Raw genomic sequence first — 22,239 nt, forward strand, 5'->3', positions numbered from 1 at the left:
CTGCGCCCCGCCCCGGTTTTTCCAAAACCCCCAGGGCAATACTGTTGCCCCAAGCAAAAAGGAGTGTATTCACTATGAAGATCAGTGATTCTCAGATCGACAACCTGGTTGGCCTGCTGGACGGCTACGCCGAGAAGGGCGGCCATCACCTGAATGTGAACGTGTTCACCAAGGAGACCCTGCTGGATGCGCAGGCTCATCCCGAAAAGTACCCCCAGCTGACCGTGCGCGTGTCCGGCTACGCGGTGAACTTCAACAAGCTTACCAAGGAGCAGCAGGACGAGGTCATCAGCCGTACCTTCCACGAAGGCATGTAAGATGGAAACGGAACAAACCGCGCCGCTCACCGGGCGCATCCATTCGGTGGAGAGCTTCGGCACCGTGGACGGGCCGGGCATCCGGTTCGTGGTGTTCTTTCAGGGCTGCCCCATGCGGTGCGCCTTCTGCCACAACCCGGATACCTGGGCCTTCACCGGTGGCCAGCAGATGACCGCCGACGAATTGCTGGACCAGTACGAGAAGAACAAGAGCTTTTATAGGGGCGGCGGCATCACCGCCACCGGCGGCGAACCGCTGGCCCAGCTGCCCTTTCTCACCGAGCTGTTCCAAAAGGCAAAGCAGCGGGGCATCCACACCTGCCTGGACACAAGCGGCATCTTTTACAATGACAAAAAGAAAGACCAGTTCGCGGCCCTTTTCGCGGTTACCGATCTGGTGCTGCTGGACTTCAAGCACAGCGACGAGGCAGGCCACAAGGCCCTGACCGGCCAGCCGCAGGCCCCGGTTCTGGCCTTTGCCGCCGCGCTGGAAAAAGCGGGCGTGCCCATGGTGGCGCGCCATGTGGTGGTGCCCGGCCGCACCGACGGCGAAGAGCACCTGCACCGGCTGGGCCGGATGCTGGGCGGCTACCGGAACCTGAAGGGGATGGAGGTGCTGCCCTACCACACCATGGGCGTGAACAAGTACAAGGCCCTGGGCCTTGACTACCCCCTGGAAGGGGTGCCCGCGCTGGAAAAGGCGGCCGCGGCAAAAGCTCGGCAGATCCTGCTGGACGAGATCCGCGCCGTGCGCGCCGGGCGGCAAACGTCCTGATTTTTATGAAAAACAGAAAAACTCCCCCGCTTGCGGCATCTGCCGCAGGCGGGGGAGTTTTTGTTATGTAAGAGATTTCATGGGCATTGCAGCCGCAGGCCACGGCGCTGGGTGTAGTATTCCAGCGCGTCCCGCACGGTTTTTTCCGGCCAGCCGGTGGCTTCCGCCAGCTGCCAGGGCTCGGTGTAGCCGTCTGCCACCAGCTCCTGCAATTCCGAAAAGGGCAGGTAGTGCTCGTAGTGCCAGCGGTTGGCCCGGTCCTCGTGCTGAGCTACCAGCTCAAAGGGGCTGTGCACCGCGTGGGTGGCCCCGGTGGCGCAGTGGCCCACCTCATGGGCCAGCGCGGCGGTGAAGTCCGCCACGGTCTCGAACTGGTCGAAGTCCAGAAAAATGCCGTAGCGGCCGTCCATTTCCAGCGTGGCGGCGTCTGCAAAGCCGATGGAATAGGGGATCAGGGTCACGCCCAGCCGGCGCACGTCCTGATAAATGGTTGCCAATGATGCCATGCGGCCCTCCCGGCGGTCAGTTCCCGCTGCCATGCTGCTGGCCCAGCTTGAACAGACGCGCCATTTCCAGTAATTTCTGTTTGTTTTCCTCGGTCAGATCCTTGCTCTCGTTGTGCAAAGCATAGGTGAAGTCGTCGAAGGTGACGGTGGGCATGCCGTACAGGTAGTTCATGTCCACCCCGAACAGGGCCGCGATGGCCTCCATGGTGGCAGTGTCCGGCTCGCGCTCGCCCCGCTCATACATGCTGATGGCGCTGCGGCTGATGCCCAGCCGCTCGGCCAGCTGGGGCTGGGTGAGCCCCTTTTGCAGCCGAAGCTGCTTTAAAATGGATGCAAATTGACCCATGGGATCAGCTCCTTTCTGGTTTCTGAACTCATGATAACACGAAATGTGAATTCTGTAAAGGAAATATCCACAAAAGGTGTTGACACAGTTCGTGAACCGATGTACAATGAAACCGCCAAACAAGCCGGAAAAATTTTCCGGTTATTTCAGCTTGGTATATTTTTTTATTTGATAGGGACACAGAACGTGTCTTTATTGGATAAAGAATAAGTATACCACAAAAAGTGCCCGATAACTCGGGCCGCAAAGGAGGGCGATGCGGTGGAAGGCTGGCAGGGCCTCGGGCCAAACCGGGGCCGGTTCGTGAGCAGGGCCGAGGGCTTCGCCGTGGCCTGCCGCGGGTGCGGCATCCTGCAATGGGACCCGCGGGCGGCAGAGGCGGCGGAGTTCAAAGCGATGCTGGAGGAATGGTATTTTTCCGGCAACTGGATCTGGAAGGAGGATACGGATGAAGAGCAGATGGACCTGGCGGGGCTGTGAGCGCTGCCAGTGGAAACGGGACGGCGAGGGCAACTGCCTGTTGCCGGTTTGCATGAAGTCTATTTACAGTGGGAGGAAAAAGCGGAATGAGAAGCAGAGCGGAAACAATGGAATTTTTGCGCAGTTACCAGATTCAGCTGCACGAGGCGCGGCTGGTGAGCGAGCAGCTTCGGGAGCTGGAGGAGGTGATCACCCGGGTTACCCCTTATCTTGGGCAGGGGGTGCAGGTGGTGAGCGGGCCGAATCTGCATAAGCTGGAGCAAAGCGTGGAGCAGCTGGAAACGCTGCGGGGCCGGTTGGCGGAAAAACTGCAGGCGGCCAATGCGGCGCAGGCGCAGGTGCTGGTGGCCATTGAGCTGCTGGAGGATGAGAAACTCCGCCAGCTGATGCGGGCCCGCTATCTGCTGAACAAGACCTGGCCGGACATCAGCCGGATGCTGGATATGGACGAACGCTGGCTGCGCCGCCAGCACGAGCAGGCGCTGAAGTGCATCAGCCTTCAGAACACCGCCTCGGCGGCATGAAACCGCGAAAAGCCCGGAAAAAAACAAAATTGACCCTTGAAAAGCCCGGAAAAAATTGAAAATTGACCCTTAGAAAGCCCGGTTCGACCCGTGCTATCCTGTATCATGAGGAAAACAGGCGGAGGGGCCCGGAACGGAAACCGGGCTCCCCGCCTTTTTCCCACCCATTTTCAAACGGAAAGGAGTGTGAATGCCAATGGCCGCGCAACAGGAGCAGGATCCCATCCAGCGTTTGCGGCAGGAGCTGATGGCCATCGCCATGGGGGAAAAGGAGTATCCGGAATACGGCAAAAACGGCGAGGAGATGATGCAGCTGCCCGGCCTTGCCATGCGGATGAAGGCCATGGAGATGCTGGTAAAGCTGCCGGATCTCTCGGCGGCGGAGCCGGTGCATCGGGTGGTGCTGGTGGATGACATTTGACGAACGGCGGGCGCTGGGCGGGCTGATCGCCCCGGCCTTCCACGAAGCCCACAGGGCGATCCGTCGTGGGAAGGTGGGGGAGCTGGTGCTCACCGGCGGGCGGGGCAGCGCAAAAAGCAGCTGCGCGGCCATTGAACTGCTGGTGCAGCTGATGCGCCATCCGGACTGCCACGCCGTGGCCCTGCGCCGGGTGGGCCGTACCCTGCGCGCCAGCGTGTGGAGCCAGCTGCTCTGGGCCATGGAGCAGCTGGGGCTGGAGCAGGAATTTGAAGCCAGCGTGACCCGGCTTGAGCTGGTGCACAAAACCACCGGCCAGTGCATCTGGTGCTTCGGGCTGGACGACGCGGCCAAGCTGAAAAGCATCAAGCCGCCCTTTGGTTACATCGGAGCGGTGTGGTTTGAGGAGCTGGATCAGTTTTCCGGCCCGGAGCAGGTGCGCAGCGCCGAACAGAGCCTGTTGCGGGGTGAGGGGCCGAGCCTTGTGATCAAAAGCTTCAACCCGCCCGCCCTGCCCGACAACTGGGCCAACCGGTACGCACGCCAGCCAAAGCCCGGCATGCTGGTGGTGCATTCCGACTACCGGCAGCTGCCGCCCCACTGGCTGGGCGAGCGATTTTTGCAGGAGGCCGAGCACCTGCGGCGCACCAACGAGCGGGCCTACCGCCACGAATATCTGGGTCAGGTGGTGGGCAGCGGCACCCTCGTATTCGACAACCTGAAGCTGGAACCCATTCCGGACGCCCAGATCGCCCGGCTGGAGCGGCGCTACCACGGGGTGGACTGGGGCTGGTTCCCGGACCCCTGGGCCTTCAACAGCTGCGGCTACGATGCCGCCCGGCGGGTGCTGTACATCTGGGATGAGGCCACCCGCCGCCGCACCTCCAACGCGGACACCGCCCGCATCCTGCTGGAAAAGGGCGTCTGCGCGGGCGATGGCGAAACCCTCATCGCGGACAGCGCCGAGGAAAAAAGCTGCCGGGATTACCGGGCGCTGGGCCTGCCCTGCCGGGGAGCGGAAAAAGGCCCCGGCAGCGTGAAGGCGGGCATGAAGTGGCTGCAAAGCCTTGCGGAAATCCGCATCGACCCCGCCCGCTGCCCGGACACCGCAAAGGAGTTCAGCGAATACGAATACGACCGGGATCACGCCAGCGGTCAGGTTCTGGAGGGCTACCCGGACCGGGACAACCACCACATCGACGCGGTGCGCTACGCCACCAGCCGCATCTGGCGGCGGGCGGGCAGCTGAAACACACAGAAAGAAAGGAGAAGCACGATGCACAAATTCAAGGAATGGTTCCGGCGGCGGTTTCTGCCGGAATGGGCCCGGGATCAGCTGATGCGGGAGAACGCGGCCCTGCGGGCCAGGGAGGAGCAGCTGACAAGGGAGATCGAGCGGCTGGAAGCCTACATTCAGGGCATGCAGGCCGGAGTGCGGGCCCGCAACCGGCTGGCCGGGGCCCGGGGCTGGGAGGTGGAGGAATGAGCCTGTTCGGGGCCGCCTTCGGGCGGCAGATCCACAGCTTTGCCCAGGCCTACCCCGGCGCGCGGGACTGCACCACCGCCGCCATGAACGCCGCCATTGAGGACTGGTTCCGCCTTTACTTTGACCGGGAGGTGACCGACACCGAGGATCCCTGCCAGCGGCTGCCCTACACGGTGGTGAGCAAGCTGAGCCGCAGCTGCTTTGCCGAGTACCGGGCCGCGGCCGAAGGGGGCGACGCCTTTGTGGGCGGGGTGCTGGCCGGGCTGGAAACGGTGCGCAAAAAGGCCATGCAGCTGGCGCTGATCGGGGGCGAGGCTTGGCTCAAGCCGGTGCCGGGCCCCGGGGGCTTTGCCTTCACGGTGATGCGGCGGGATATGGTCACGGTGCTGGGCCGGGCCCCGGATGGGGAGGTCACCGCACTGGGCAGCGCCGAGCTGACCATGGAAAACGGCAAATTCTACACCCTGCTGGAGCGGCGCAGTCTGGATGAAGCGGGCCGGCTGGTGATCGAAAACCGGCTGTTCTGCAGCTGGGACGGCCAGAGCCTGGGCAATCCGGTGGGGCTTTCCGCCCTGCCCCGGTATGCGGCGCTGGAGCCGAAGGCGGTGGTGGGCGACGTGGGGGGCCTCGGCCTTGTGAGCCTGCGCCTGCCGCTGGAAAACTGTGTGGACGGCAGCGCCGACCCGGTGAGCGTGTATGCGGCGGCGGCCGGGCTGATCCACAACATCAACCGCAACGAGCGCCAGCTGGACCGGGAGTTCGACCACGGCGAAAGCCGGGTGTTCGCCTCGGCGGATCTGCTGGACAAGCGGAAAAACGGCCGCCCGCTGCTGCCGCCCGGCCTGTTTGTGGGCATCGACGACGACATTTCCAACACCGGCGTCACCGTGTTCGCCCCCGCCCTGCGGCAGGAGAGCTTTCTGGCCCGCAAACGGGAATACCTGCGCAACGTGGAAAGCCTGATCGGCCTGAAGCGGGGCATTCTGGGCGAGGTGGAAGCCGCTCAGCGCACCGCCACCGAGGTGACCAGCAGCCAGGGCGATTACAGCCTGACCATTCAGGAGCTGCAGCAGATGTGGGAAAGTGCGGTGCGCCGGGCGCTGGTGCTCTGCGGCAGGCTGGGCAGGCTCTACCGGGTGCCGGGCGCCTTCGTGCCGGATCCGGCGCGGGCGGTGCGCATTGACTGGGGCAACGGCGTGCTGTTTGACCGGGACAGGGAATGGGCCGAGCTCATGCAGCTGGTGGAAGCGGGGCTGCTGAAGCCGGAGCTTGCCCTTGCCTGGAAATACGGCCTGCCCTGGGACACCGACGCCGACCTTGCCCGGGTGCGTCGGCAGCTGATGCCCGGCGAGACGGCCGCGAACAATTCATGAAAAAAGGCTTGCAGGTTTCGCAAAAGAACCGCGGGCCTTTTGTTTTGCCCAAAACCTGAAAAAAGAAAGGAGAACAAGGATATGCAGGAATGGCTGAAGGAGCTGCTGGGGGAGGCCTATACCCCCCAGCTGGAGGAGGCGCTGGCCGCAGAGCTGGCCCGGCGCTTTGTGAACCGGGAGGAGCTGGACGCTGCCCGTACCCAGGCGGCGGACTGGAAAAAGAAAGCCGAGCAGGCTCAGAAAACCGCGGAGGAGCAGGTGGCGGCGGTGCGCTTTGACGCCCAGCTGAACACGGCCATCGGCAAGGCGGGCGGCCGCAGCGAAAAGGCCATCCGGGCCCTGCTGGATCTGGACGGCCTGCGTGCCAGCAGCGACCGGGAAACCGCCATTGCCGCCGCGCTGGAGCAGCTGGAGCAGGAGAACGGCTATCTCTTCGGCGGCGCCACCCCGCCCCCCTACGCGGCGGGCACCGGCGCGGCCGTGCAGAGCGGCGAGCCGGATGAAGCCCTGCGCCGGGCCTTCGGGCTGGGCCGTGTCTGACCGGTTGACACTGGGGCCCCGGGGGCCTCCCGCGGCGTTGCCCCGCCGTTTTATTCGATTCTGATTCAACAATTTGTATACAACAGGAGGAAAATACAATATGGCTAACAAGATTACCACCGCAGGCAAATTCATCCCTCTGCTGGACGAGGTGTACCGCACCGTGTCCCTCACCGCCAAGCTGGACGGCCCCGAGGAGCTGGTGCGTCAGGGCGCCAACGCCAACGAGCTGATCATCCCCATGATCGAGATGCAGGGTCTGGGCGACTACGACCGCAACAGCGGCTATGTGGCCGGTGACGTGACCATGACCAACGAGACCGTGAAGTGCAACTTCGACCGGGGCCGCATGTTCACCGTGGACAACATGGACGACGCGGACAGCGCCGGCATCGCCTTCGGCCGTCTGGCGGGCGAGTTCATCCGCACCAAGGTGGCCCCCGAGCTGGATGCCTTCCGCTTTGCCAGCTACGCCTCCAAGGAGGGCGTTACCCAGAAGGCGGAGGATCTGGCGGACGGCGCTGCCGTGCTGGCGGCCCTGCGTGTGGCCACCAACGCCATGGACGAGGCCGAGGTGCCCATGGAGGATCGCCACCTCTTCATTACCCCCACTCTGGACGGCATGATCGCGGATCTGGACATCACCAGGAGCCGGGAGATTCTGTCCCGCTTTGCCAGCAAGACGCTGGTGCCCCAGACCCGCTTTTACACCGCCATCGAGCAGAAGGACGGCCACACCGGCGGTCAGGAGGCGGGCGGCTACGCCAAGGGCAGCGACGGCAAGGAGCTGAACTTCGTGGTTATCCACAAGCCCGCCCTGATCCAGTTTGAAAAGCATGTGGCGCCCAAGATCGTGACCCCTGACCAGAATCAGGAGGCGGACGCCTACAAGTACGGCTACCGCAACGTGGGCGTGGCGGACGTGTACAAAAACAAGCTGGCCGGCGTGTACGCCAGCCATAAGACCGCCTGAGCCCATGGTGGAGTATGCATTTTACCGGGACGTGTGGAAGGGTGAGATGAGCGAGCAGGAGTTCGCGGCGGCCAGTCGGGCCGCCGCGGCTCAGCTGGAACGCTATAAGCGCATCTACTGCGTCACCGCCCCGGAAGAGGACAGCGAGGCCATGGCCCTTTGCGCCATGGCGGAGGCCCAGCACTTTTACGAAGCGGCGGAAAACGGCCAGCTGGTGGGCGGCATGCAGCTGGGCAGCCTGAGCCAGACCAGCGCCGCCCCCGCGCCGGATCTGAGCGCCGCGGCCAAAAGCCGGGAGCTCTACCGCTGCGCCGGTCTGTATCTGGACATCCGGCGAAATGAACAGGGGGTGGCGGCATGCGGCTGACCAACGGCCTGCCGGATTACCGCTTCTGCACCGATACCGTCACGGTGTATCACGCGGCGTTCCAGCCGGAGTTTTCCTGCCGCCGCACCGTGCTGAACGGGGTCTATCTGGACGAGCGGGACGCAGCCGGGGCGGATGCCATCGGAACCACCGGTCAGCGGTACTGCTTTCTGCTGGCGCCCTGCGGCGGCTGGCGGCCGGTCTGGCGGCCCGGTGGCGCGGGTGCACAGCCGGAGGAACACTGGTTTTCGCTGGAGCCGGGCGACCGGGTGATGCCCGGCGAGGGCCCGGTGATTGAAACGGCGGAGCAGTGGCGGGTGTTTGTGCCCGCGGCGGTGCCGGGCCTTGCGGTGATCCGCGAGGTGGCGGCCAAACGGCTGGGCGGGCAGGTGCGCCATGTGGAAGCCCAGACCGAATGGTACAAAAAATGGTAAAGGAGGAAAACAGCATGCTGGAACAGCTGCGGCAGTGGCTGGAGGGCTGGCCCGGCTGGGGCCGGGCTCCGGACATTGCCATCGACGGGCTGGAGCTGGCGGGCAGCGCGGTATCGCTGCGGCCGGGCGGCGCGGCGGAGAGCCGGTTCCGGGAGGACATTCTGGGGGGCGGCGAGCTTTTCACCAGCTACCGGTTCTGGCTGGAGCTGCGGCTGGAAAAGCCCCCCGGCGACGTGGCCACGGGCATGCAGAACGCGGTTCTGCTGCTGGCCCTGCAGGACTGGGTGAACGCCGAAAACGCCCGCCGCCGGGTGCCCGCGTTGTTTGAATCCGGTCGCCAGAGCCTGCGGGCGCTGGCAGCCGGGCTGCAGCAGGCCGGGCCGGATGGCCTTGCCCGCTACCGGATGGAGCTGGTGGTGGAGCACATCACCGAGATGAAAGGAGAAACAGATGGAGAAGAACAAAAAGATTGACCGCAAGTGGATGGCCCACTACATCGACGCCGCCGAGCCCGGCGCGCTGGAGGGCAGCCCCAGCTATGTGCGGCTGGGCAAGGATCTGGAGGAATACAGCCCGGAGCTGAGCGCCAACGTGGAAAAGACCCGGAACATTCTGGGCGAGACCAGCGTGATGGTGACCAGCTACGAAAAGAGCGGCAGCGTGGAAACTTATTACGCGGTGGCGGGCGACCCGCTGTTTGAGCGGCTGCAGGGCATTGTGGATGAGTGCAAGATTCTGGACGGCTGCGACACCACCGTGGTGGAGGTGCACATGTGGGAAGAGGAGGATCCGGAAACCGGCTTCCCCGCCGTGAAGGATCAGGCCACCATCGAGGTGAGCAGCTACGGCGGCGACGCCAACGGCTACCAGATCCCCTTCAACATCCATTACAAGGGCGTGCCGGTGAAGGGTCACTTCAAGCCGGACACCAAAGCCTTTACCCCGGACGAGGAGTAAACAAAAACCGGGCCGCCCGGGCCGAAAAAAAACGGGCCGGGCGGCTTTTTTACAGCAACGTGGCACAGAGCAGGGAGGAACAAAAATGCAGGAATTGAACATCGACACCGGCGTGCGGGAGTACCGGATCAACGGCGGCGGGCTGCTGCGCTTTAACCCCAGCGACCCCAACGTGTACAGCCGGTTTTTGCAGGCGGCGGACCGGATCGCCGCCATCGAACAGGAGATGGCCGAAGAGGGCCGCGCCGCCGCCGCCACCGGCCAGAAGGCGCTGGAGCTGCTGGCGAAGGCCGACCGGAAAACCAAAGAGGTGCTGACCTGGGTGTTCGGGGAGGAAAACGACTTCGACCGGCTGCTGGGCGGCGTGAATCTGATGGCGGTGGCCGCCAACGGCGAGCGGGTGGTGACCAACCTGTTCGCGGCGCTGCAGCCCCAGGTGCAGGCCGGGGCCGAGGCCTTTCTGAGCGCCCAGGCCGCACACCTTGCCGCCGCTGCCGATGCCCGGGAAGCCGCAAGGCGGGAGGCGGCCCGGTGACCGGCTGGGAATTGCCCGAAGCGCTGGAGGTGGCCGGGCGCAGCGAGCCCATCCGGGCGGACTTCCGGGAGGTGCTGGAGGTCATCCGTCTGCTGGACGATTCCACCGAGCCACCCGAGGCAAGGGCCTATCTGGCCATGGGGCTGTTTTACCGGAAGTTTGCCGCCATTCCCCTGGCGGCGCGCCAGCCGGCCATGGAGGCCATGCTCCGCTTTCTGGCGGGCGGCCAGGAGGACAGCGGCCCGGCGGGCCCCCGGATGATCGACTGGCAGCAGGATCTGCCCCTGATCGTGGCGGATGTAAATAAAGTGGCCGGGTGCGAGATCCGGGCGCTGCCCTTCGTGCACTGGTGGACGTTCCTTGCCTGGTTCGGAGCCATCGGGGAAGGGCAGCTGTCCGCGGTGGTGGCCGTTCGGGACAAGCTGCGCCGGGGCAAAAAGCTGGAGGAGTGGGAACGGGAGTTCTACCGGCGCAACCGGGCCCGGGTGGAGCTGAAGCCCCGCTACACCCCCGAGGAGCTGGCCGAGCGGGAGCGGCTGAACCGGCTGCTGAGTGATTGAGAAAGGAGGGAGACAAATGGAAACGAAAACGACCTGGCTGGACCTGCTGGTGGGCGACGCCAAGCAGGCCGAGCGGGACACCCGCAGCACCGTGATGAAGCTGGCGGCGGATTACCGCAAGCTGGGGCTGGACCAGTCCGCCGCGCTGCGGCTGGCCTGGCAGCAGGTGAAGGCCGCGCAGGACGAGGCCGCATCCAGCGCCGGGCAGCTGCTGCAGGTGATGCAGGGGCAGCTGGGTGGGCTGGGGCAGGTGCTGGCGGGCTTTGCCGAAGGGCTGCGCAAAATCGGCGAGGGGGTGAACTGGCTGCTGTTCGGCGACGGGGCGGCCTCGGCGGATGCGCTGGCCAAAAGCAGCCAGAACGCCGCCAAAAGCCAGCAGACCCTGACCAAAAGCACCAGGGCCGCCGCTAAGGCGGTGGCCCGCACGGTTCTGGGCATCGACGAGCTGAATCTGGTGCAGCAGCAGGCGGCGGGCAGCGGGGGCGGTTCCTCTTCCGGCGGCAGCGGCGGTTCGGCGGGCGGAGATCCGGACGAGGCGCAGAAAAAGTGGGTCGGCCTTGTGAACCTGATCCGCCCCTTTCTGGAAGAGATGCAGCGGCTGTTCGCACCCGGCATCGCGGCCTGGGGCAAGGCCTTCGACCAGATGGCCCGGGCGGCGAAAAGCGCCTGGGCCATCATCCGGGACAGCGCCCTGGAACTGTGGGACACCGCCCTGCGCCCGCTGGGGGAATATCTGCTGTGGGACTTCATCCCCAGCATCGTGAACGCCTTTTCCGAGACCTTTGCCCCCATCGTGGGCGCGGTGGGTGAGGTGTTTCTGGAGCAGTTTGCCCGGAACTTCTCGCTGGGCTGCCAGCTGGTGGGCGACGCCATCCAGAACTACCTGATGCCGCTGCTGGGCTTTTTGCAGCAGGTGGTGCAGGATATGCTGGCCGCGGTGAGCGAGGCCTGGGCGGTGTACGGCCAGCCCGTTCTGGACCGGCTGGCCCAGGGGTGCGAGCAGCTGCGCGGCTGGGTGCAGACGCTCTATTACGAGCTGATCCGCCCGGTGCTGGATGAGCTGATGGCCCGGCTGGAGCAGCTGTGGCAGGAGCATCTGGCCCCGCTTTGGGAAAACCTGACCCTTCTGTTCGGCGCGGTGGTGGAAATGATCACCATTCTGTGGACCGAGGCGCTTTTGCCCCTGTTGCAGAATATCACCGATACCTTTGCGCCGCTGGTGGCCGGGGCGGTGCAGTATGTTGTGGACTGCTTTTTTAACGGTCTGGGAACCATCGCCCAGGTGGCGGACGGCATTGCCGGGGTGCTGCGCGGGCTGTGCGAGTTCGTGAGCGGCGTGTTCACCGCCGACTGGGACCGGGCCTGGCGCGGCCTGAGCGACATCTTTGAAAGCGTGTGGGACACCATGGTCGGTGTGGCAAAGCAGGGCGTGAACGGCATTATTGATCTGGTGAACTTCATGCTGCGGGCGCTGACCGGCGGCATGAACGCGGTGATCGACCGGCTGAACCACATCAGTGTGGAGATTCCGCACTGGGTGCCGGACTACGGCGGCCAGCGGTTCGGCGTGAACCTGCCCCGGGTGCCGGAATACCAGATTCCCCGGCTGGCAAAGGGCGCGGTGCTGCCTGCCAACCGGCCGTTTCTGGCGGTGGTGGGCGACCAGCGGCGGGGCACCAACGTGGAGGCTCCGATGGAGACCATCCGCCAGGCGGTGGCGGACGTGCTGGGCGGTGCGGGCGCGGCCCAGCTGTATGTGAGCCAGCCCATCGAGGTGAAGCTGGACGGCCAGGTGCTGTACCGGGCCATGGCGAAGATCGAGGCCAACCGGGGCGCGCGCATCGGCGGCGCCTTTGCCGAGGCCTATTGAGCAGAGCGCAGGAAAGGAGGTGGTGCGTATGGAGGGGCAGGCCCCGGCGGGGGCAGAGCAGGACCGAACAAAAACCAATCGAACAAAACAACAATTACACAAAAAAGGAGAAATGAATTATGGCTATGAATACTGGCGTTTATCCCGTATATGAAAACAAGTTCAAGGTAGGCACCAGGGGCCGTGCAAGCGAAGAGGGCGATATGGCCGCCATTGCGGAGCTGGAAACCTTTGAGGTGAGCATCGACGGCAACACCGTGGAGTGGAGCCCCATGGAAATGCAGGGCTGGCTGCGCAGAATGGTCACCGGCAAGGCCCTGACCATCACCCTCACCGGCAAGCGCTGCCTGGGTGATGCGGGCAACGATTACGTTGCCCAGAGCGCCTGGACCACCGGCGACGGCTGCGCCAGCAAGTTTGAGTGGGAGTTCCCCAGCGGCGCAAAGCTGGCCTTCGACTGCGTGCTGAACGTGACCAACCCCGGCGGCGGTGAGAGCCGCGATGTGGCCATTCTGGAGGTGGAAGTGATGAGTGACGGCAAGCCCACCTTCACCCCCGCGCTGGAAGGCTGAGCGGCAGCCTGAACCGAACCCAAAACGCCCGGGGGCCATCCGCCCCCGGGCACTGATTGAAAAAGGAGTGCAAAACAAATGGCAAAACTGTATACCCTGGACGAAAAATTGCTCACCGATGCCCCGGAGATCCGCGTAAAGGACAAGCTGTATCCGGTGGACAACCGGCAGAAAACCGTGCGCAAGCTGATGCAGATCAACACCGACCAGATGGACGGCAGCCAGGTGAGCGAACAGATGGACCAGACCCTGAAGCTGGCCCTGGGCGAGGCTGCCTTTGCGGAGATCGACAAGATGGACCTGCCCTTCCCTGCTTATCAGAAGCTGTTCGAGCTGGTGATGGCGGCCATGACCGGCGAGGAAGAGCAGGAGATGGAGCAGCGATTTCAGCAGGCAAAGCACAGCGCCCGGGCCTGAGTGGTATGACCTGGAATTCGACGCGCTGCTGATCGAGCAGAGCATCGCCAAGCAATATGGGGTGCTGCCCCATTTGCAGGGGGAGCTGAGCTGGCCGGAGTGGAGCAAGCTGGTGAGCGGCCTGATGGACGACACCCCTCTGGGCCGGGTGGTGGCGGTGCGCAGCGAGCGGGACCGAAAAATGCTGGAAAAATTCACCCCCCAGCAGCGGAAAATTCGAAGTGAGTGGTCTGCGTTCCGGGCCAGAAAGGCGGCCAAAGCCTTTACCGGCGAGCAGCTGCGCCGCCAGATGGACGATCTGGAGCAGATGATGGCAAAGGCGTTCGGCAGCTGACGGCAGGCAGAAAAAAGCCGCTCCCCGCAAAAAAAGCGGGGGGCGGCAAAACAGGCGAAAATTATAAATTCAGCAGCTGCTTTTTCTTCGCGTCGAATTCTTCCTGGGTGATGGCGCCAAGGTCAAGCAGGCTTTTCAGATTCTTGATGGCTTCTGTGATCTGGTCCATGTTATCGGTGGGATTGGTCTGGATGGGGGCAGCGGCTTCCGGCTCAGGTTGTGCATAGCGAAGCTCGTCGACTGCTTTTTTCAGCTGTTCCACAACCGCCAGTTCATCATGAACTACAAAAACGATGTTCCGGCCGTTTACACGCAGATATGCTTCTTTGGGGTCGGTATCGTAGTAGACATCTGTGATGTCGTCTGCGGAGATTTCTTGAAGCGAGGAATTTTCTTTTGACCAGGCAAAAAAGAAAATCCGCAAATTAGTGATAACGAGGATTCCGTAAATTTTATTTGAGTTGTTGCAGGTAAAATCTTGTGAGTGAGAAGAAAAAATATGGATAGGGAGTTTGCTTGCCGCTAGAAGCTCCTCGGCGTTGACCAATTGGGAGACACAGGCATCGTATTCAGAACGAAAAGGAGTATAGAGTTCCTTTGTGAGTTTGAAAAGCAAAGAGTTTTTTCGAACAGAAAGCGACTGATTAATTGCGTCGAGAAGTGTCACAATAAATTCCTCCCATTCAAAGAAAGCTGGGTATGATGGATTTAGTATATCACAATGCCTATTCGACAACAAGAAAAATATTGAGAGGAAAATTACACAGGAGGTGATGAAAACTTGGCAGCTGAAATTGATGTGAATGAATTGAAAGAGCAAAATCGATTATTGCAGTTGCAAGTGAAACTAAAAAAGCAATTGGATGATTCGATGGAATCGCTAAATAAAAAATATCAAGATAGCTACAATGCGCAGCGAGAAGCGATGGGTATGGAGAAAAAGTATGCAGAGGCCGCGCAGAAAGCTACCGAGCTGCAAACGAAGGCGCTGGAGAAGCAGAAAGATGCGATTGATGAAAGCAAGGAAAAATTGAACCAGTGGGCAGTGAGGGCTGAGCAGTCAATGAAAAAGCTGCAAAGCGGAATGAGCGGCCTGGGCAAGGGCATTTCCGCCATCGGCGGGCCGCTGGTGACCGGTGCGCTTGGTATGCTGGGCGGCGGGCTTGCCACCATGCTCAAGGAAAACGAGACCCTGAAGGCTTCGCTGGAAAGCGTGAAGTCCAGCCTGCAGGGTGCGTTCGCTCCGATTACCCAGGCGGTGCTGCCGCTGGTGGATACCTTCGCCCAGACCATCAGCAGCTTGGCCCAAACGGTGGCCCCGCTGCTGAGCGACGTTCTGGGCGGGATCAGCGGAACCATTGCGGGAATGCTTTCCGGCGTGGATCTGAGCGGTCTGCTCACGCCGCTCACCGCCGGGCTGGACGGCATCCTTGGCCTGTTCTCCAAACTGGGGCAGGCCACCGGCACATGGATGCAGGGGCTGGACCTTTCCGGTCTGGCGGGCAGCTTCGCCGGTCTGGCGGCGGCCATCGGGCCGGTGGTGCAGCTGGCCATGGGCGGCCTTGCCTGGGCCTGGCAGAACGTGCTTCTGCCCCTGAGCGGCTGGGCCATCCAAAGCGTTGCCCCGGCGTTTTTCGATCTGCTGAGCGCGGCGATGCAGGCACTGAACCCCATTATCGAGGTGTTCCAGCCCTTCGCCCAGTTCTTATGGGAAAGCTTTTTGCAGCCCCTGGCCGAATGGACCGGCGGCGTTGTGGTGAGCGTGATCGAGGGCATCGTGAACGGGCTGACCCTGTTCTCCGCCTGGATCAGCGAGAATATGGAGCTGGTGCAGCTGATCGTGACGCTGGTGGGCTCCTTTGCGGCGGCCTGGGTGCTGGTGAACACCGCCCTTGCAGTGTGGAACGTAATCAGCCTGATTGCCACAGCGGGAGCCACGGCTCTGGGCACGGCGGTGGCATTCCTTACCGCGCCGGTCACGCTGATCATTGCGGGAATCGCGGCGCTGATCGCCGTGGTCGCGCTGCTGATCACCCACTGGGATCAGGTGAAGCAGGCGGGTGGGGCCGCGCTGCAGTTCCTTCAGGAAGTATGGGCGGCGGCCTGCGAGTGGTTCAATACGGTCGTGGTGCAGCCGCTCGCCGCGCTGTTCAGTACGTTCTGGCAGACCGTGCAGAATCTGGCCCAGCTGGCGTTGAGCAAGCTGCAAGCCATCTGGGGCACGCTGTGCGGCTGGATGCAGCGGCTTGTGATCGAACCGCTGACCAGCGCCTGGACCGGATTCAAGGATATTATGCTCAACCTGTGGGACGGCATTGCGGGCGGCGTGCGCGGAGCGGTGAATTCCATCATCGGCTTTGTGAACGGCATGATCCGCGCGGCGGTGGATGGCGTGAACACCGTGATCCGGCTGCTGAACAGCATCAGCTTCGAGGTCCCGGGCTGGGTGCCGGAAATCGGCGGCAAGACCTTCGGGTTCGACATCCCCACCATGAGCGCGCCCCAGATCCCCATGCTGGCAAGGGGCGGCGTAATCCGCCAGCCGGTGCTGGCCATGATGGGCGAGTACGCGGGCGCGGCCACGAACCCGGAGATCGCCGCGCCGGAAAGCCGGCTGCGAGAGCTGATGGCCGAGCAGAACGGCCCGGTGCTGGCGGCGATTTTGCAGCTGGCCCAGGCGGTGAGCAGCGGCGGCGCGCGTGAGCTTGTTGCAAATCAGCCCATCGAGATAAAGCTGGATGGGCAGGTGCTGTATCGCGCCATGGCGAAGATCGAGGCAAACCGGGGCGTAAAGATTGGAGGTGCGTTCGCAAATGCCTATTGATGATAATAAAAAAGGCTGCCCGGATGAAAGGACAACATCGAGACAGCCTTTGTAAAACGATCAGGCAGGCGCAGAGGTCAACAGCACATGGGATTCGCTTTGCTGTGCGGGAAACCATCCATTGGCTTGCAGATAATTGAGGTATGGGTTGTTTTGCGCAAGAACCACAAAATCAACCCCGTACCTGCTTAAAATGCGCAACGCTTCGGCGGGATCTACGTCGCTTCCATTGGCAAATTGGATCAGCAGCATGCGTTCGTCTGCTTCCTGTTGTCTGCCTCTGTATGCAAACAAGTCCAGAATATACTGATCGCGCGAAACAACGAGCTGAATCTGTGGATAGACCTGACGCAATGTGGTAGAAAAATCGTAGTTTCCAAGAACCAGAGGAGTGGAGGAATTGGCAAATAGCGTCTGTTGAAAAGTCAGTACCTCGGAGGGAACCTTTTGTACATTTTCAGAAAGGATAAACCCGTTTTCCTGTGTGAACATGAATTTTCCGGGCAGCACCAGAACCAGAATTCCCAAAAAAAGCGACAGCCATCGACGACTGTGAAATCGAGCCACAATTAGAATCACAGTGCAGACGAGAGCAGGGGAGGCCGGAATCAGCCAGAACACCCGCCAGTAGGAGGGCGTTTTGGTGACGGTTTGCGCAATGAAGTTACCACACAGGGGATTCCAGACCAACAAAAATAAAATAAGCGGGGTAATGATAAAGTACAGCCGCAACATTTCGTTGGAACGAAACCACAGGAATACTGCCGCAGCCAGATAAAGCAGAAAGATTACAAAACCAGAACCCCAGTACCGCATAAACCATTCAAAGACAAAGGAAGAACCAGTCTGGGATGCTGCTTCGATCTGGCCGGAAAAAGAACGTGTCCGAAAATAAATCGCCAGTGTGAAAAAGCCGATCACGCCAATGGAAGGAAGCAATCCCACCAGCTTTCTGGGGGATTTTTCCAGAAAGCAGATGCCAATGGTCATGGCCAGTGCCTGAAATCCAAGGATATACAAACTGGTGGGATTCAGCGCGATGCCTGCCAAAATGCAGGAAAGCAGAAAAAGGCTGTGAAAACGAATTCGCTTGCGCAAAGAAAGGAGAAGAAATCCAGTCATAAGGGGCAGTATTACATGGAGATAGACCGCCTTGCCTTGCCACAGACGGGACAATAAAAAGCTGCCGGGGGAATAGACTGCATATCCGTCCATCAAAAAGCAGATCATCAACAGACAATAGAACAGCGCCGCACGGATTTTATTGCCGGAAAACAGTATTTCTCCCAAAAACAGGTATGCTCCGCAGGAGACCGCAAGAAGAAAAGGAAGGAGAACAGTATGCATCATGCTGGCTCCATCAATGCGGAAAAGCCAGGCAAACACTGCAATCCATGCTTCCCATGTTTCAAAATCATACATGGGAACTGTTCCAAGTTCAGGGTCGCCGAAGCTGCTGTCATAAGCGTTTAATATGTTACTGCTTTGGAATAGAGTGACATTGCTAACATAAAAAGAATCATCGGCATCCGAGCGGTACAATATGAGCGTAATGGCTGCTATGGTCACAAGTGGTACTGTCACAAGTAAAATCCATTTCAGAAGCGGCTTGAAGGAAAATGAAAAATCTCGATAGCTCCACAAAAATTCCGCGATCAGCAGCGCAAGAACGAATGCTCGAAATATTATGTTGCTCCAGCGAAAGGCAACAAATGCCCAGCCAATGCTCTGTACCAGTGCCAGATTTGCCAGAAAGCCCAATGCAAGGTTGCTTAATGGATTGGTTTCAAGTAAAAGCAATTTGCTGATTCTGGCACCGAAAGGAACAAAAACAATTGAAAAAAGTATCCACAAAACAATTGTTTTTGCCACAAATATTATGGAAAATCCGGCCATAAATCCTCCTTGAAACAGCGATGAAACTGTATGAAATCTAATTTTTATAAGTATATCATGAAGAAAAAATATTTATCAATAATGAGCAGGAAAAGATAGGCAGATTATCAAAATGAGCATGCGTAAAGATTGGAGGTGCGTTCGCAAATGCCTATTGATTTGAAGGAAAACAAGGGCTTTATCTATCTGGGGGCCACGGCCCAGACCGACCGGAGCAATTATGCCATTGCGGCGCCTTACCCCACCCAGGGCAAGGCGCCTTTTACTACCAGCCGCATGGTGGATTCGGCCCGCAACGCCCAGGGCACCATGGTGGGCCGGATGGTGGGCCGCAGCGTGGACAAGCAGGAGCTGGGCTGGCAGACCATCAGCCCGCAGCTGTGGTGGGAGATGAACCGCTGGTTTGAGGACGGCCACTTCACCTTCTACTGCCACTATTTCAGCCATAACCTGGGCCGGTGGGAAACGCGGATGTTTTACCTCAGCGACGTGAAGTGCAGCCCGGTGAACGTGGACGCGGCCACCGGAATGCCGGAATACTACGAGGACGCCAGCTTCAGCGTGGTGGATTGCGGGGTGATCTGATGCAACAGGTGAGCGATGCCTACCGGCAGGAAATGGAGCGCCCGGTGTTGGGCGCGGCAAAGCTGGCCGTGACCCTGAGTGTGGTGGACGAGGACGCGGCCCCCGGTGCGGCGGATAAGAGCGAGCATCAGGCCTACTGGTCCAGCGTGGAAAGCGCCCTTGCGCAGGACGGCGCGCAAAAGCGCAGCTACGCCACCTTTGAGCCGGGGCGCTGGAAGGCGGACGGCACGCTGCGCATTGCGGACGAGCCCGGCGGCGCACTGCTGACCGAGGGCTATGTGAGCGAGTCCATGAGCGGCGCGGACGGCCGGTTTGCAGCCCCGCCGGTGCTGGCGCTGGAATTTGAAAGCCCGGTGAGCGTTCCGGCGCTGAGCTTCCGGTTCGATCAGGTGGCGGAGGAATGGTGCACCGCGCTGACCGTGACCGCCTGGAAGGGGGAAGTGCAGCTGGTGCAGCGGCAGGTGCGGCCCACGGCGGTGGAGCACGAGGAGCCGGTGCAGATCGACCGGTTCGACCGGCTGGAAATCCGCTTCGAGGCCACCAGCCGGCCCTTCCGCCGGGCGCGGCTGACCCGCCTGATGTTCGGCATGGAGCTGGTCTTTGGTCAGGCGGAGCTGACCGAGGCTGCCCAGACCATGGAGGTAGACCCCATCGGCCGCAGGCTGCCCACCGGGGAGTTCAGCTTCTCGGCGGTGAACGTGAACCTGCTCACCGGCAGCCAGAACGGTCTGTATGACCCGGATAATCCTCGGGGAATCTGGAAGTATTTTGAGCAGCGAAACCCCATCACGGTGCGCTATGGCCAGCAGCTGACCGGCGGCATCAAGTGGGGAGACGCGGCAGTGCTGGAATGGGGCGACCTTGCTCCCAGCGGCTGGCGAGAGCTGTATCAGGGCGGCTTTGTGGAATGGATGCCCGGCGGGCGCTTTTACCTGACCGGCCAGCCCGCGGTGGAGGGGCTGTATGCGAAATTCTCCGCCGCCGACGCGCTGAGCCTTTTGACCGGCACCTATTACAAGGGCCGGTGGGACGGCGCGCCCCACAGCCTGTGGGAACTGGCGACGCTGGTGTTGGAGGACGCGAAGTTTCCTCGCCGCAGGCAGGACGAGCAGCCCTGGGCGCTGTGGGAGGGCTTGAAAGAGATCACCACCACCGCCCCGCTGCCGGTAAAGCAGCACCGGGAATGCTTGCAGCTGATCGCCCACGCGGCCTGCTGCCTGTTATATGCCGACCGGGAGGGCGTGATCCGCATCCAGCCGGATGTGAGCAGCCAGACCGGGGTGTGCATCGGGCTTTCGGCCATACTGGAAAGCGCGCCCAAAGTGGAAAAGACCGCCAGCCTTCTTCGGGTGGAATGCCCGGCCACGGTGTACGCACCGGCGGAAAAGGAGAGCCAGCTGCACAAGGGCACCTATCAGGTGAACGGGCGGCTGGAGCTGCACCTGACCTGGAATCAGGCAGCGGACATCCGCGTGGAATGCGAGGGCGCGCAGGTGACGAACCAGGCGCTGTATGCCGCGGCGGCGGATCTGGTGCTGGAGGGCAGCGGCCCGGCCACCCTGATCGTGAGCGGCAAAAAGCTGGAGACCAGCAGTCAGAACGCGGTGGCCCCGGTGACGGACGCGGATGAGAACGGTTCAGTGGAAACGCTGGACAATCCGCTCATTACCGACCTGAACCGGGCGCTGGCGGTGGCGGACTGGGTGCGGGGGCATCTGCTGCGCCGCAGCACCTACACCTGCACCACCCGCGGCAACCCGGAGATGGACCCCATCGACCGGGTTCTGCTGGACACCCAATGGGAAACGGCCGCCCCGGCTCAGGTGCTGAAAAATCAGCTCACCTACACCGGCGGCGGATTGAAGGGAGAAATGATTCTGAAACGGGGGAATGAACGATGAGAAAAAGCCAGAACTATGAGCTGCGGCTGCCGGAACGGCTGGCCGAGCGCAACGACCCGGCAGACATCGACGATCTGACCTACGACATGGAGGTCGTCGACCGGGAACTGAAACAGCAGGCAAACAAGGACGCCGAGCTGGACGACCTGAAGGCCAGCCGCACCGAGCTGAACGCCCACGCCTCGGCCTCGGTGCTGGCCCACCCGGATGGCAGCGTCACCGATGAAAAGATCGGCCTGCGCACCGTGGGCGGGGTGAAAAACAAGCTGCAGGCACTGCTGACCCTGATCGGCCAGCAGATCGCGGGCATCAAGGGAACCGACGCCTGGAACGACGGCCCGGCCATCACGCTGGCGGCAGCAAAGCAGATGCTGGACGCCCACAAAGCGGCGGCGGATGCGCTGCGGGAGGATTTCGATGCCCACGCGGCCAGCAAGGCCAACCCCCACGCGGTGACCAAAAGTCAGGTGGGCCTTGGCAATGTGCCCAACGTGGCCACCAACGACCAGACCCCAACCTATTCGGAATCGGCTGCGCTGACGCAGCTTTCCAGCGGTGAAAAGCTGAGCGCCGCTCTTGGCAAGCTGGCCCGGGCGGTGCGCAGCCTGATGGAGCATCTGGCGGACACGGAAAATCCTCATACCGTGACCGCCCATCAGGCGGGGGCATACACTCAGCAAGAGACCGACACGAAGGACGCGGCGGTGAAAAGTGCGCTGGAAAGTGCCCTTGCCGCACATACCGGGAATACCTCCAACCCGCACAAGACCACCAAGGCCCAGGTGGGGCTTGGCAGCTGTGATAATACAGCCGACGTGGACAAGCCGGTGAGCACTGCCCAGGCGGCAGCCATTGCTTCGGTGCAAAATGCACTGAACAGCCATAAAGCGGACAAAGCCAACCCCCATGCCGTGACCAAAACCCAGGTGGGCCTTTCAAACGTGACCAACGATGCCCAGGTCAAGCGCAGCGAAATGGGTAAGGCCGGCGGTGTGGCAACGCTGGACAGCAATGGTCAGGTGCCAGCCAGCCAGCTGCCCAGTTTTGTGGACGACGTACTGGAATATGCCAGCAAAACCGCCTTCCCGGCCACGGGTGAGGCAGGGAAGATCTATGTGGCGCTGAACACAAACCTCACCTGGCGCTGGAGCGGCTCGGCCTATGTGGAGATCAGTAAGAGCCTTGCGCTGGGCGAGACCTCTTCCACCGCCTACCCGGGCAACAAGGGCAAGGCGCTGGCGGCTGACCT

At 61.7% G+C, this 22,239-nt stretch carries 27 protein-coding genes and 1 pseudogene; 24 read left to right on the forward strand and 4 right to left on the reverse strand.

Annotated elements, in window-relative coordinates:
• Positions 1–41 precede the first annotated feature (41 nt).
• Positions 42–317 (forward strand): autonomous glycyl radical cofactor GrcA3, encoded by a 276-nt coding sequence (gene grcA3 / locus EDD77_RS00990; protein WP_394326280.1) that lies wholly within the window; start codon positions 42–44, stop codon positions 315–317.
• A 1-nt stretch (position 318) separates the two neighbouring features.
• Positions 319–1,092: a pyruvate formate-lyase-activating protein gene (gene pflA, locus EDD77_RS00995; protein ID WP_058964205.1), complete on the forward strand. Its 774-nt coding sequence runs from the start codon at positions 319–321 to the stop codon at positions 1,090–1,092.
• Positions 1,093–1,169: 77 nt separating this feature from the next.
• Here pflA and EDD77_RS01000 read toward each other — a convergent pair whose 3' ends face one another.
• On the reverse strand, positions 1,170–1,598 hold the full coding sequence (locus tag EDD77_RS01000; protein WP_077138551.1) for a hypothetical protein: 429 nt from the start codon (positions 1,596–1,598) through the stop codon (positions 1,170–1,172).
• A 16-nt stretch (positions 1,599–1,614) separates the two neighbouring features.
• On the reverse strand, positions 1,615–1,944 hold the full coding sequence (locus EDD77_RS01005) for a helix-turn-helix domain-containing protein (protein WP_058964207.1): 330 nt from the start codon (positions 1,942–1,944) through the stop codon (positions 1,615–1,617).
• A 261-nt stretch (positions 1,945–2,205) separates the two neighbouring features.
• Here EDD77_RS01005 and EDD77_RS01010 point away from each other — a divergent pair, with 261 nt between their 5' ends.
• From EDD77_RS01010 to EDD77_RS01090, 18 genes are all read left to right on the forward strand, one after another.
• Positions 2,206–2,424: a hypothetical protein gene (locus EDD77_RS01010; RefSeq protein ID WP_058964208.1), complete on the forward strand. Its 219-nt coding sequence runs from the start codon at positions 2,206–2,208 to the stop codon at positions 2,422–2,424.
• 86 nt (positions 2,425–2,510) lie between these two features.
• Positions 2,511–2,948 carry a hypothetical protein gene (locus EDD77_RS01015; RefSeq protein ID WP_132587279.1) on the forward strand — a complete coding sequence of 146 codons (438 nt, stop codon included), beginning with the start codon at positions 2,511–2,513 and terminating at the stop codon, positions 2,946–2,948.
• 196 nt (positions 2,949–3,144) lie between these two features.
• On the forward strand, positions 3,145–3,369 hold the full coding sequence (locus EDD77_RS01020; RefSeq protein WP_058964210.1) for a hypothetical protein: 225 nt from the start codon (positions 3,145–3,147) through the stop codon (positions 3,367–3,369).
• Complete coding sequence (locus EDD77_RS01025) at positions 3,359–4,615, forward strand: PBSX family phage terminase large subunit (protein ID WP_058964211.1); 1,257 nt, start codon at positions 3,359–3,361, stop codon at positions 4,613–4,615. The genes EDD77_RS01020 and EDD77_RS01025 overlap by 11 nt, the downstream gene beginning before the upstream one ends.
• Positions 4,616–4,642: 27 nt before the next feature.
• Complete coding sequence (locus EDD77_RS01030) at positions 4,643–4,852, forward strand: hypothetical protein (protein WP_058964212.1); 210 nt, start codon at positions 4,643–4,645, stop codon at positions 4,850–4,852.
• Positions 4,849–6,225 (forward strand): hypothetical protein, encoded by a 1,377-nt coding sequence (locus EDD77_RS01035; RefSeq protein WP_058964213.1) that lies wholly within the window; start codon positions 4,849–4,851, stop codon positions 6,223–6,225. Before EDD77_RS01030 ends, EDD77_RS01035 begins: the two co-directional genes overlap by 4 nt.
• Before the next feature lie 81 nt (positions 6,226–6,306).
• Positions 6,307–6,765: a phage scaffolding protein gene (locus EDD77_RS01040; protein WP_058964214.1), complete on the forward strand. Its 459-nt coding sequence runs from the start codon at positions 6,307–6,309 to the stop codon at positions 6,763–6,765.
• A 100-nt stretch (positions 6,766–6,865) separates the two neighbouring features.
• Positions 6,866–7,738, forward strand: coding sequence for a hypothetical protein (locus tag EDD77_RS01045; protein ID WP_058964215.1), 873 nt, complete (start codon positions 6,866–6,868; stop codon positions 7,736–7,738).
• A 4-nt stretch (positions 7,739–7,742) separates the two neighbouring features.
• Positions 7,743–8,105, forward strand: a complete 363-nt coding sequence (locus EDD77_RS01050; protein WP_058964216.1) for a hypothetical protein — start codon at positions 7,743–7,745, stop codon at positions 8,103–8,105.
• A complete protein-coding gene (locus tag EDD77_RS01055; RefSeq protein ID WP_058964217.1) occupies positions 8,096–8,539 on the forward strand; it encodes a hypothetical protein in 444 nt (147 codons plus the stop codon). The genes EDD77_RS01050 and EDD77_RS01055 overlap by 10 nt, the downstream gene beginning before the upstream one ends.
• A 14-nt stretch (positions 8,540–8,553) precedes the next feature.
• Positions 8,554–9,012 carry a hypothetical protein gene (locus EDD77_RS01060; RefSeq protein ID WP_058964218.1) on the forward strand — a complete coding sequence of 153 codons (459 nt, stop codon included), beginning with the start codon at positions 8,554–8,556 and terminating at the stop codon, positions 9,010–9,012.
• Complete coding sequence (locus EDD77_RS01065) at positions 8,990–9,496, forward strand: hypothetical protein (protein ID WP_058964219.1); 507 nt, start codon at positions 8,990–8,992, stop codon at positions 9,494–9,496. The genes EDD77_RS01060 and EDD77_RS01065 overlap by 23 nt, the downstream gene beginning before the upstream one ends.
• 85 nt (positions 9,497–9,581) lie before the next feature.
• Positions 9,582–10,031, forward strand: a complete 450-nt coding sequence (locus EDD77_RS17950; protein ID WP_058964220.1) for a hypothetical protein — start codon at positions 9,582–9,584, stop codon at positions 10,029–10,031.
• Complete coding sequence (locus tag EDD77_RS01070; protein WP_058964221.1) at positions 10,028–10,591, forward strand: Gp15 family bacteriophage protein; 564 nt, start codon at positions 10,028–10,030, stop codon at positions 10,589–10,591. The genes EDD77_RS17950 and EDD77_RS01070 overlap by 4 nt, the downstream gene beginning before the upstream one ends.
• A gap of 16 nt (positions 10,592–10,607) precedes the next feature.
• Complete coding sequence (locus EDD77_RS01075) at positions 10,608–12,461, forward strand: phage tail protein (protein WP_058964222.1); 1,854 nt, start codon at positions 10,608–10,610, stop codon at positions 12,459–12,461.
• 119 nt (positions 12,462–12,580) lie between these two features.
• Positions 12,581–13,033: a phage tail tube protein gene (locus EDD77_RS01080; RefSeq protein WP_058964223.1), complete on the forward strand. Its 453-nt coding sequence runs from the start codon at positions 12,581–12,583 to the stop codon at positions 13,031–13,033.
• 78 nt (positions 13,034–13,111) lie between these two features.
• Positions 13,112–13,450 (forward strand): hypothetical protein, encoded by a 339-nt coding sequence (locus EDD77_RS01085; RefSeq protein ID WP_058964224.1) that lies wholly within the window; start codon positions 13,112–13,114, stop codon positions 13,448–13,450.
• Between the two features lie 43 nt (positions 13,451–13,493).
• On the forward strand, positions 13,494–13,784 hold the full coding sequence (locus EDD77_RS01090) for a bacteriophage Gp15 family protein (RefSeq protein WP_242868374.1): 291 nt from the start codon (positions 13,494–13,496) through the stop codon (positions 13,782–13,784).
• Positions 13,785–13,845: 61 nt separating this feature from the next.
• Here EDD77_RS01090 and EDD77_RS18395 read toward each other — a convergent pair whose 3' ends face one another.
• Positions 13,846–14,451: an SHOCT domain-containing protein gene (locus EDD77_RS18395; protein ID WP_242868362.1), complete on the reverse strand. Its 606-nt coding sequence runs from the start codon at positions 14,449–14,451 to the stop codon at positions 13,846–13,848.
• A gap of 264 nt (positions 14,452–14,715) precedes the next feature.
• On the opposite strand from EDD77_RS18395, the gene EDD77_RS01100 reads away from it, so the two are divergent.
• Positions 14,716–16,608: a phage tail protein gene (locus EDD77_RS01100; protein ID WP_132587280.1), complete on the forward strand. Its 1,893-nt coding sequence runs from the start codon at positions 14,716–14,718 to the stop codon at positions 16,606–16,608.
• Positions 16,609–16,668: 60 nt separating this feature from the next.
• On the opposite strand, the gene EDD77_RS01105 is transcribed toward EDD77_RS01100, so the two are convergent.
• On the reverse strand, positions 16,669–18,504 hold the full coding sequence (locus EDD77_RS01105; protein WP_058964228.1) for a DUF6077 domain-containing protein: 1,836 nt from the start codon (positions 18,502–18,504) through the stop codon (positions 16,669–16,671).
• 147 nt (positions 18,505–18,651) lie between these two features.
• Here EDD77_RS01105 and EDD77_RS01110 point away from each other — a divergent pair, with 147 nt between their 5' ends.
• The 3 genes and pseudogenes from EDD77_RS01110 to EDD77_RS18245 form a co-directional block, all read left to right on the forward strand.
• Positions 18,652–19,089, forward strand: a complete 438-nt coding sequence (locus EDD77_RS01110) for a hypothetical protein (protein WP_058964229.1) — start codon at positions 18,652–18,654, stop codon at positions 19,087–19,089.
• Positions 19,089–20,990, forward strand: a complete 1,902-nt coding sequence (locus tag EDD77_RS01115; protein WP_058964230.1) for a hypothetical protein — start codon at positions 19,089–19,091, stop codon at positions 20,988–20,990. Before EDD77_RS01110 ends, EDD77_RS01115 begins: the two co-directional genes overlap by 1 nt.
• Positions 20,987–22,239 (forward strand): annotated as a pseudogene (locus EDD77_RS18245) (hypothetical protein); the annotation flags it as partial. The gene EDD77_RS01115 and the pseudogene EDD77_RS18245, both read left to right, overlap by 4 nt.

Origin of the sequence: Allofournierella massiliensis (assembly GCF_004345265.1) — a bacterium.
In the GTDB taxonomy this organism is placed as follows: Bacteria; Bacillota; Clostridia; order Oscillospirales; family Ruminococcaceae; genus Allofournierella; species Allofournierella massiliensis.